The 626-nt window shown below is 67.0% G+C and carries 1 protein-coding gene; it reads left to right on the top strand.

Going from position 1 to position 626, the window contains the following annotated elements; translation table 11 throughout:
* The coding region (locus tag AB4Z27_RS29300; protein WP_441646015.1) for an O-antigen ligase family protein at positions 1-626 on the top strand (626 nt) is incomplete at both ends.

Genomic DNA, 626 nt, shown 5'->3' on the forward strand with positions numbered 1-626 from the left:
TGGATCCAGGTCTTCCATATGGAAGACCAGATGTTCGGCCTCGTTTCGGAATATTTCTACGACACCAACCGCCGGCTGTGGGGCAACCTCAACCAGCCCAACCATCAGGCGACGATCCACGGCTTTGGCCTCGTTGCCGCGATCTGGCTGGCGCGGCGGGCGCGGCTCGGGTTTGCGGCATGGCTTGCGGCCGTGCTGCTGCTCGAGTCGGGCATCGCGCTGACCGGCTCGCGCACCGGTCTTGTCCACGTTGGGCTGGCCGCCATCTATGCCCTGATCGCCGCCGCCATGGCGCGCGGCGAGCGGCGCGGKCCGAATCCGATGGCGCGCCCGCCCGGATTGGTGCTTGCCGCCGTGCTGTTGATCGTCGGCATCGTCGTGCTGCAACCGGTCATCAAGAGCGCCGGGCAGGCGTTTGACTGGCGATTATTCGATACCGTCGCGCAACTCAAGGCCGGCGATCAGGTCTCGGCGCGCGGCGCGCTCTGGGCGCATGCCGTCGCGATGTTCCGGTTGCATCCACTGCTCGGCGTGGGTTACGGGGAGTTCGGCTGGGCGCAGTTCCAGCAGATGGCGCAGGTGCGCGTGACGGCCGAGATGTCCCTGCATGCCCACAACGCCGTGCT

Origin of the sequence: Cupriavidus sp. KB_39 (assembly GCF_052114485.1) — a bacterium.
Lineage (GTDB): Bacteria > Pseudomonadota > Gammaproteobacteria > Burkholderiales > Burkholderiaceae > Cupriavidus.